This window comes from Streptomyces nanshensis (assembly GCF_001751255.1).
Lineage (GTDB): Bacteria > Actinomycetota > Actinomycetes > Streptomycetales > Streptomycetaceae > Streptomyces > Streptomyces nanshensis_A.
The window spans coordinates 1-8,382 of sequence record NZ_LJGW01000083.1; the positions used below are offsets into that span (position 1 = coordinate 1).

Here is an 8,382-nt window from a genome sequence, read left to right on the forward strand (position 1 = left end):
GACGCCGAGCAGCGCCATCGTGCCGAGCGCGCCGCGGGCCCCGCCCGCGGCGAAACAGGCGACGGTCAGCAGCGGCCCCAGGATGTGCGCGGCCTGCATGAAGGCGTTGTCGACGCTGTACGCCACGGGCAGCCGGTGCTCGGGCACCAACTGCGGCCACAGAGCGCGCATCCCGGCCTCCAGCGGCGGCGCGCTGAGCCCGGCCGCGAGGACCAGCAGCAGACCGGCGTGGCTTGTCGTGGCGTGCGGCAGCACGAGGCAGGCGTGTGCCATGGCGGAGATCAGCGCCCCGCCCGCGATCGGCAGCGTCTGCCCGAGGTGGTCGGCGAGACGGCCCATCAGCGGCTGACCGACGGCGATCGCGAGCCGGTAGACGGCGGCGAGGATGCCGCCCCAGGCGTAGCCGCCGCCCGCCTCCCGTACGGCGAGGAGGAGCACGATCGGCCCCATGCACGTCGGGAGCCTGCCGACCAGGGTGGCGATCAGCAGCCCGGAGCTGTGCCGTACGCGGAGTACCGCGCCCCAGCCGTCCCCCGTCCCGGCGCTCATGACGCCGCCTTCAGGTCGGGCTCGGGCTGGTGCATCAGGCGACGGCCGCGGAGGTAGGCGGCCCACAGGTCATCGCCGTCGTACGTCGCGTCCGCGAGGCTGCGCAGGTCGTACGACGGATCTGCCACCGGCTGCTGGGCGTTGACGGCGACCGCGGCGCTGAGGCCGTAGAGGTGGGGGATGCCCGGGAGCGCGCGGAAGAGCAGCACGTCGCCGACGAAACCGCCGTACGCGACGATCTCCGTGTGCGGGTCCGTACGGGCGTACTCGGAGTAGAGGCGCTTGACCTCGCCGACCTTGTCCCACGGGGTGAGGGCGGCGTCGACATCGTACGGCTCGTCACCGAAGGGCAGGGCGGGAAACGGCTGGCCGAGGGCGTGATCGAGGCGCCAGCGTGCCTGGAGCCGCTCGACCGCGAACGCCGGCGCCATGGACAGCAGTACGGTCCGCTCGCCGCGGCGGCGGATGTCGGCGAAGACCCGCTCGATCCCGCCGATCCACGGTGCGCTCCCCAGGGCCTGGTCGAGCACGTCTGGGGTGAGCGGGACGCCGCACCCCCGCCACACCGCATGCGTCGCCGCGGCGAAACCGGGCGTGGTGAGCTCTCCCCGGGCCTGGCGCCGCTCCAGCTCCGCGACGACGTCGCGGACGCCGAGCGCGGCGGCGATCTCCAGGCTGGCCGTCGAGCCCCGCAGGAGGACGCCGTCCAGGTCGAATACGTGCAGGGCGCTCATGCGGCCCCCTGAAGGGTGGCCACCGCCGGCGTCCGCCGTGCCGGAGTGGTGGGCACGAGGTCGGCCGTCACGGTCGAGGCGATCACGGAGTCGTACTGCCGCCGGTAGCGCCGCTGCCCCTCCTCGGGCCGGATCCGGCCGGTGTCCAGCACCTCGTACCCGTCGCGGTACAGGGTGGCCGCGAGCCACCGCAGCAGGCAGTGCCCCGGCGCCAGGTCCCGGTAGCCGTCGCTCATCGCGGTCAGCAGGCTGTAGGCGGACCGATGGCGGGTCAGGCACAACTGCGCCGCCAGCGGTACGCCGTTCATGCGCAGGACCTCGATGAAGGCGGCGCCGGACGATGCCGCGTGCGTCAGCACGTCGGTCAACTGGGCCTCCGCGGCGGGCAGGGCGCCCCACCGGGAGCGGTGCAGGTCGAGGAGTATGTCCCAGGCCGGCAGGAGAGCGGATCCGGAGCAGCGGTCGATGCGGACCTGGTGCCCTCCGTCCACCAGGTCCCTCCACGCCCGGCGGCGCCGCTGATGCGAGCGCCGGGTGTCCCGCGAGAGCTGGCCGTAGTGCACCGGCAGGCGGACGGCGGCGCAGTCCGTAGTGGTGCGGCGCCACTCCCGCTGAGAAGCGATGTACCAGCCGAGCGTGCTGGAGAGCGGCACGTCGGACAGGCGTACGGACTCGCCGTCACGGACGAACCCGGCGAGGGTCTCCACGAGGGCGCTGACCGCGTCGATGTCGTCGGCCCGCCGCCCCACCGGGCGGATGTAGTCGGCCGTGGGCGCGCCCAGGGGCGTGATCCGCCCGCGGCCGTAGAGGTGCTCCCGCACCAGAGCGAGCGCGGCCACCGGCCGCGCGGCCTCCTCCGCGACGAGAACCAGCGGCGTGGCCGTCGGCGGCAGATGCCCCGCCCAGGCCGACAGCCAGGCGGAGGACTGATACGGCGTCGCGTACCGGTCATCGGCCAGGAGCCGCTGCCAGTGATCGGGAGCGGCGAGGAAACGGCGGGCGTCGAGCCCGCGCAGAATACGGACAGATGTCATCGCGACCACCCGCTGAGCACGGCCGCAGGCAAGGGCAGGGCAGATAGAGGCATGGCGAATCCCCCGAGGGGTCGATGCGGGCGCACCATCGCGTAGGCGACGGTGCACCCGTAGAGTGAGAAGCCGCGGGTGGCCGGAGCTAACTGGTATCTCCGGCCACCCGCCATGGCTGACGGGGGCTCAATCACTCGGCGCCGAATTCCCTGGTATTGGATTCGGTGCGCTCGGATCTGTGCCGTGCCATCAGCCCGTCAGAGCGAGGCGGAGGTCAGTCCGTCAGATCGTGCTCCCGTGGACCCAGCCCCAGCGGTACTTGAAGTGGCCGGAGCGGACTTGCACCTTGTGCCAGAATGTCCAGTTCGGATAGCTCCCTTGCGGGTCGAGGCAGACGGAATAGACCTTCTGGCCGGCGTTCAGCACGGTCCGTGTCCGGTACGACGTGCCCGGCCCGGTCCGCAGCCGGGCGCCCCCGTTGTTGACCTCGTAGGTCTTGTTCGCGACGTCGTACATCGAGCTGCACTTCACCAGTCGGGCGGACGCGGAGGCCGCCGGTGCGATGGGGCTGTGGTCGTCGCCGTACGCCGTGGGGGCGGCGTACAGCGTGCCGCCGAGGATCGCCGCGGCGGTGGCCGCAGATGCGGCGGCCCGCCGGAGAGCGGTGGTTGTGCCCATGGGGTGCCCTTCTCAGATTGCCGCCCGGCGGGTCCGGGCGGACGTGTGTGGGTGTGGGGGTCATCGCGTTCTCCTCGTGGGTGTGCGCCCGTACGGGCGCGGTCGTGGTGCGGCGGTCGACCGCATGTCCGCCTGCGACGCCGGGAGTTGGGAACCGCACCGCAGTCCCCAACTCCCGGGCCGATCGTTCGGCCTCGGACTGTCAGGACCGTAGGACGCCGCGCAGGGAATGTGAATTGCGGCGCTGCACGCGAGTTTTCCTCCGATGCATAAGCGAGGAGGAAAGATCTGCGGCGGTGCACGGATCTCCTTCCTCCCGTGCATCTGACGGCGAATCACATTCTGCGGCGGCCGTCTGTCCACATCCACTGCTACCCGCATTGACCTGCATAGATGCCGCAACGAAGTGCGGAGAGCAGCCGGCACCGTTGACGCTTGAGCAAAAAAAAGACCGGCCGGTCTTCTGTGCGGAGAAAGGGGGCCGCGATAGAAATTCGATGTGCCATGGCACATGCCAGAGGCGTGGAACGTAATTCCGCGCACCCGTGCGTCATGCGGAATGGAGGATTCAATGCCGCCCTCACGGTCGGGTGACCGGGCCACGCGGATGAGCGCGCTGCTGCTGACCCTCCAGGACGGCCCCGTGACGCCGCGCGGCAGCATGGCGGCGCTGCGCGGCGCCGGGTTCCGCTACCACGAGACGGTGCGCCGGTACCTCGCCGGCCTGGCGGCGGTCGGCTTGGTCCGGCGTGCGGTCAACGGCGCCTGGGAATGGGCGTCTGCGGTGCCGGGGGAGGGCGAGCCCGGCGGCTCGTCGCCCGTACCGGCGGCGCTGCGCACGGTACATCGGGAGACCGGCGGCCTGACCGTCGTCGCGCACGGCTCCCGCGCGCCGGACGGCCTGCGCACGTGCCTGGGCGCGATCCCCAGCAGTGACTATCTGCGGGCCCTGGCGCACAGCGGCCCGACGCCGGCGGACGCCCAACTGCTCGCCGACACGCACTTGACGACGCACACCGCGCCGGGCGCGGTGATCCTCGCGCACAGCTACGGGACGGGAGTCTCCGCCGGGCTGCAAATGCAGCTCGCGAAGATCCGGGCCGCCGGCTACGTGGTCGGCCGCATCCACCCGACAGGCTGGTGGGCCGTCTCGGTGCCCGTACTCGGGCCGGGCCTGCCGATGACCGGAGCGCTCAGCGTCGTCATCTGCCGGGAACCGGACGACACGGAGAACGTACGGCACGTCCTGGCGACGGCCGCCGAAGCCGCCGCCCACGCCCTGACCGCGCGCGTGACCGCGCGAACTGCCTGATACGAGAGGACACCTGATGATCCCCGTTGTCCCGTCGGCCACCGTCCTCGTCCCGATCGTGGCCGGGCTGGCGCTGTCTGACGCCGTATCCGTCCTCCTCCCCCGGCGGCGGGGCGTCCGTCCCGTCGGGGAGCGCCGCATGCCGGCCTTCGCCGCTGTGTGGGCCGGTGCTCTGGCCGTGACCGTGTACATCGCCGCGGCCGGCACCGTGCCCGGCCGCGGCGCGTGGCCGCTGCCGGTCGGACTCGCCATCGGCGCCGTCACCGTCGCGTACTCCGTACTCGACGCGTCGCGCCGGGCGCGGCAGGAGCTGACCCGGGCTGCCGCCGCCCGCGAGCTGCTGGCCGACGCCGTCCCGGCCCACTCCATGCTCCGGCCCTACCTCCACGGGTCCGAAGCCGAGGCCGCCGTCGCCCGCGCCGAGGGACACCTCTTCCGCAGCGGGCAGCACGCCGCGCACGGCACCGGAACGGCCGCTCTGCGAGAGCTGGACGCCGCGCTGGGCGCGCTGACGACGGGGGCGGAGCAGTGCCGGGCGCACCCTCCGCAGGATGCGGTGGACGCCGCGGCGGAGCTGGCGGAGCAGATCGCCCGGCTGATGCAGACGTCTCGGCCGGGGACCNGCCGAAGTGGGGTAACGCCGGGAGGGGTTACTTCGGGGGGACGAGGGCGACGCCCGCGCACACGCTCGGATGCCCCTGCCGGGCGTCGTGCGCGCGCCACTGTCCGATCGGCACCAGCCCCTCCTCGACCGGCACCAGTTCCGTACTGCCGGGCGTCGGGTCGACGAGCGGCAGGCCGCCGAACAGTTCCTTGATCTCCTGGAACGGGCGGGCCGGGACGGACACCAGGGCCCGCCGCATCATCTCCAGGCCCTCCTGGAGATCCTCGTACGACTCGTCGAGCTGGGCCATGATCAGCATGCTGCCGGGCGCCAGGCCGTCGATCGTGCGGCGCGCGAGCGAGGGCGTCAAGAAGTTGGACCCTTTGCCGTAGTTCAGCGCGACCGGTCTGCTGACGTCGATGCGGTGGTCGGCGAGGTCGGCCAGCATCCGTTCGGGGACGGCGTGGTCCATCGCCATGACCTCGATCTCGTACTGGTCGAGCGGCGGCAGCCCGAGGACGTCGTCGATTCCGATGACGAGAAACGGGTCGTCGTCCGCGAGCACCCAGCGCGCGCGGGGGGCATGTGCCTGCATCAGAGACGTCTCCGGCGGCAGGCATCCCACATCGACGATCTGCTCGATCCCCCAGGCCGCGGCCAACTCAGTCGCGGCCTGGCGGAAGCGGCGGATGGCCTTGAAGATGTCGCCGAGCGGCATCACCTCCGAGAGCCGCTTGTAGAACTCGACGTCCGTACTGTGGCCGACCCGCTGCTGGATCTCCCGTTGGTGCTCCTCCGCGTACTCCTGGGCGAGCACGCCGCTCCAGCGCGTGCCGATGAAGCTGCTCGCGGCGGTGGGTGAGGCGCGGCGGGACCGGGCGGTCAGGGCGTGAGCGGCCGGGTCGTGGACGACCAGGCGCTGGGCCACCTCGCCGTCTTCGACGAGGAGCGCCACCAGCACCTCGTACATATCGGCTTTGGAGTGCATGAGGTCCCGGTCCAGCGCCGCGCTGGCCCGGCGCAGCCTCTCCAGCACCGTGCGCTCGGAACAGCCGAGGACAGCGGCGGCCGGGGACGTACCGCCCTCGATGAACCAGGTGCGCAGGGCCGCGTCCTCCTCTTCTCGGTCGCCCAGCAGGCCGAGGAGATCGGCCGCCCACTGCTCTACGTCGGCGTGTGCGCGGACGTTCTCCCAGGTGCGCTGGGCCGAGGTCAGGGTCCGGCGAGGAGAGACCGGGGCGAGGGCCTGCACGCGGAGCCAGGTGTGCAGGAGAGCGCGATCGACGTGGGTGCCCCCCGTCTCGGTGTGCTGCTGAAGAACTGCTGGGAGCCTGCTCAGCGCGTTGCGCTTCCCCGGCTGCCTCGCCTGTCCGCCGCCCAGCGCGCGGGCGGCTTCCGCCGGACCCCGGCCCAGCGTCAGCGCGCCCTCGAAAAGCAGCTCGGCGAGGGCCTCTTCGCTGCGGAGAGCGTCGGCGACCATCTGCGTAACGACGGCCGCCCACTCCCGCGCCTCCGTCACGGAGGCGAGCACCATCCACAGCGGCGGCACCCCGGCCTCGCGCAGCCGCTGCACGGCTCTGCTGACGGGCTGGAGGGTCGTCTGCTGCACCGCGGTGGCGTGGGACTCCACCAAGTGCCCCCACGGCGCAGGCCGGCCGACGCCCACCTGCATGCCCGCCTCCGGCGGGCACAGCCGCCGCAGGCTCTGCGCCAGGTCGTCGCTGGCGCTCTGATCTCCGGCAGGGTGCACCAGCAGCACGTCCCGGCGCTCCCACGGACTCAGAGCGACCAGAGCACGGCCTTTCAGGGCGCGGTGGCACCGGGACCGCACGCTGCGCACGTCGTCCGCGGTGGCGCCGAGGCGGCTGCGGAGCACGACCACGCGGGCGCCTCCGGCGGACAGCAGATCCGGCAGGGCCTCCACGAGGTGCGCACGCGCACCCGCCACGTCCCCGCGCAGCAGCGCCCCCAGGGCGTGCTGGTGGAGGTCCGGCCTGTCCATCGGGCTGTGCGTCACCAGCCCTCACGTCCTCTGCTCGCCGAACGGGCCCCGCCGCCCGTTCGGTTGGTGCGATGGCTCTCGACACCCATGTCGTCCCCCGGTCGTTCGCTTACCTGAGTCCCGGCCGCCGCAGCCCCTCCGCCGTGGCGTTGGCCACTACCCCAGCCAGGCCCATCCGTCAATCAAAACCAGCCCAGAGCCCGGTTTTCGGCCAAGAGCAGGGTCATGGTCGCGTCAACTGCGTCACTGCGGCAACAGGCAGAACCCCCCGAGTCTCAATCGTGAGCTGCACCTTTACCACCTTATGAACCGGCCCAGAGCCACTGGCCGCCCTGTTCTGGCGGCTGCCGGGCATGCAACCCTGCTCACGATCACCGTGCCGCACCTGCCCAGGGGACTGCACGGCCGACCGGTGTCCACCGTGACGACCACCTGGAGGGCGCATGATCCGCAGCGAGTTCGCCGACGTCCCGCTCGTCGACGACCCGATACACGAAGCCGTCTTAGGCCGCTCCGCGGACGCGCACGCCGAGCGGGCCGCGTTCGTCGATGCGGCCGACGGCGCCTCGGTCACCTACGCCGAACTCGACGCCCACAGCCGCCGCATCGCCGCCGCCCTCACCGAGGTCGGCGTACGCAAGGGCGACGTCGTCGCGCTGCACAGCCCCAACTCCCTGGTCTGGCCCGGCGTGTTCTACGGCATCACGCGGGCAGGCGCCACCGTCACCACACTCAACGTGCTCTCGACCNGCGCCACCGTCACCACACTCAACGTGCTCTCGACCGGCGAGGAGATGGCCAGGCAACTGCGCGACTCCCGTGCCCGCTGGATCGTCACCGCCTCCGCGCTGCTGCCGACGGCCGAGGACGCGGCGAAGCGCGTGGGAGGCGTCGAGGAGATCTTCGTCTGCGACCGCACCGAGGGGTACCGCAGCATCCTCGACATGCTCACCTGCACCGCGCCTGAGCCGCAGGTGACCCTCGACCCGGGCGGGGACCTCGCCGTCCTGCCGTACTCCTCGGGCACCACGGCGCTGCCGAAGGGCGTGATGCTCACCCACCGCAACATCGCCACCAACCTCGCCCAGCAGGAGGTCCTGCTGCCGGTCGGGCCTGATGACGTGATCCTCTGCCTCATGCCGTTCTTCCACACCTACGGCCAGTCCTCCCTGCTGCATGCGCCGCTGCGCTCCGGCGCCACGGTCGTCCTCCTCAACGGGCCGTTCGACCTCGACCGGTTCCTGGCGACGATCGAGCGCTACCGCGTGACCGTGCTCTACCTCGCCCCGCCGATCGTGCTCGCCCTGGCCAGCCACCCCGGCCTGGAGAGCTACGACCTCTCGACAGTGAATTTCGCACTGTCCGGCGCGGCTCCGCTGGATGCGGACCTGGCGGCCACGTGCGCCGCCCGGCTGGGGCTGGAGTGGATCGGGTCGGGCTACGGGATGACCGAGCTGTCTCCCGGCGTCGTCGCC

7 protein-coding genes are annotated in these 8,382 nt (G+C 72.1%); 2 read left to right on the top strand and 5 right to left on the bottom strand.

What is annotated here, in order from left to right; genetic code table 11:
- From AN218_RS04095 to AN218_RS04110, 4 genes are all read right to left on the bottom strand, one after another.
- On the bottom strand, positions 1-549 hold a 549-nt coding region (locus tag AN218_RS04095; RefSeq protein WP_141747448.1), incomplete at its 3' end, for an MFS transporter.
- Positions 546-1,283, bottom strand: coding sequence for an HAD family hydrolase (locus AN218_RS04100; RefSeq protein ID WP_070015244.1), 738 nt, complete (start codon positions 1,281-1,283; stop codon positions 546-548). The genes AN218_RS04095 and AN218_RS04100, both read right to left, overlap by 4 nt.
- On the bottom strand, positions 1,280-2,317 hold the full coding sequence (locus AN218_RS04105) for a GNAT family N-acetyltransferase (protein ID WP_070015245.1): 1,038 nt from the start codon (positions 2,315-2,317) through the stop codon (positions 1,280-1,282). The genes AN218_RS04100 and AN218_RS04105 overlap by 4 nt, the downstream gene beginning before the upstream one ends.
- Before the next feature lie 276 nt (positions 2,318-2,593).
- Complete coding sequence (locus AN218_RS04110) at positions 2,594-2,989, bottom strand: SH3 domain-containing protein (RefSeq protein WP_070015246.1); 396 nt, start codon at positions 2,987-2,989, stop codon at positions 2,594-2,596.
- Positions 2,990-3,560: 571 nt separating this feature from the next.
- Here AN218_RS04110 and AN218_RS04115 point away from each other — a divergent pair.
- The gene (locus AN218_RS04115) at positions 3,561-4,301 is read left to right on the top strand and encodes an IclR family transcriptional regulator (RefSeq protein ID WP_070015247.1); all 741 of its coding nucleotides are present in this window, start codon (positions 3,561-3,563) and stop codon (positions 4,299-4,301) included.
- 650 nt (positions 4,302-4,951) lie between these two features.
- Here the strand turns inward: AN218_RS04115 and AN218_RS04120 are convergent.
- A complete protein-coding gene (locus tag AN218_RS04120) occupies positions 4,952-6,922 on the bottom strand; it encodes an SAM-dependent methyltransferase (protein ID WP_070015248.1) in 1,971 nt (656 codons plus the stop codon).
- Between the two features lie 428 nt (positions 6,923-7,350).
- Here AN218_RS04120 and AN218_RS04125 point away from each other — a divergent pair.
- A partial coding sequence (locus AN218_RS04125) for an AMP-binding protein (RefSeq protein WP_141747449.1) occupies positions 7,351-8,382 on the top strand: 1,032 nt, incomplete at its 3' end.

Excerpts from the sequence above, each read along its gene's own strand:
- AN218_RS04100 (WP_070015244.1), bottom strand. The coding sequence starts at position 1,283 with ATGAGCGCCCTGCACGTATTCGACCTGGACGGCGTCCTCCTGCGGGGC.
- AN218_RS04105 (WP_070015245.1), bottom strand. The coding sequence starts at position 2,317 with ATGACATCTGTCCGTATTCTGCGCGGGCTCGACGCCCGCCGTTTCCTC.
- AN218_RS04110 (WP_070015246.1), bottom strand. The coding sequence starts at position 2,989 with ATGGGCACAACCACCGCTCTCCGGCGGGCCGCCGCATCTGCGGCCACC.
- AN218_RS04115 (WP_070015247.1), top strand. The coding sequence starts at position 3,561 with ATGCCGCCCTCACGGTCGGGTGACCGGGCCACGCGGATGAGCGCGCTG.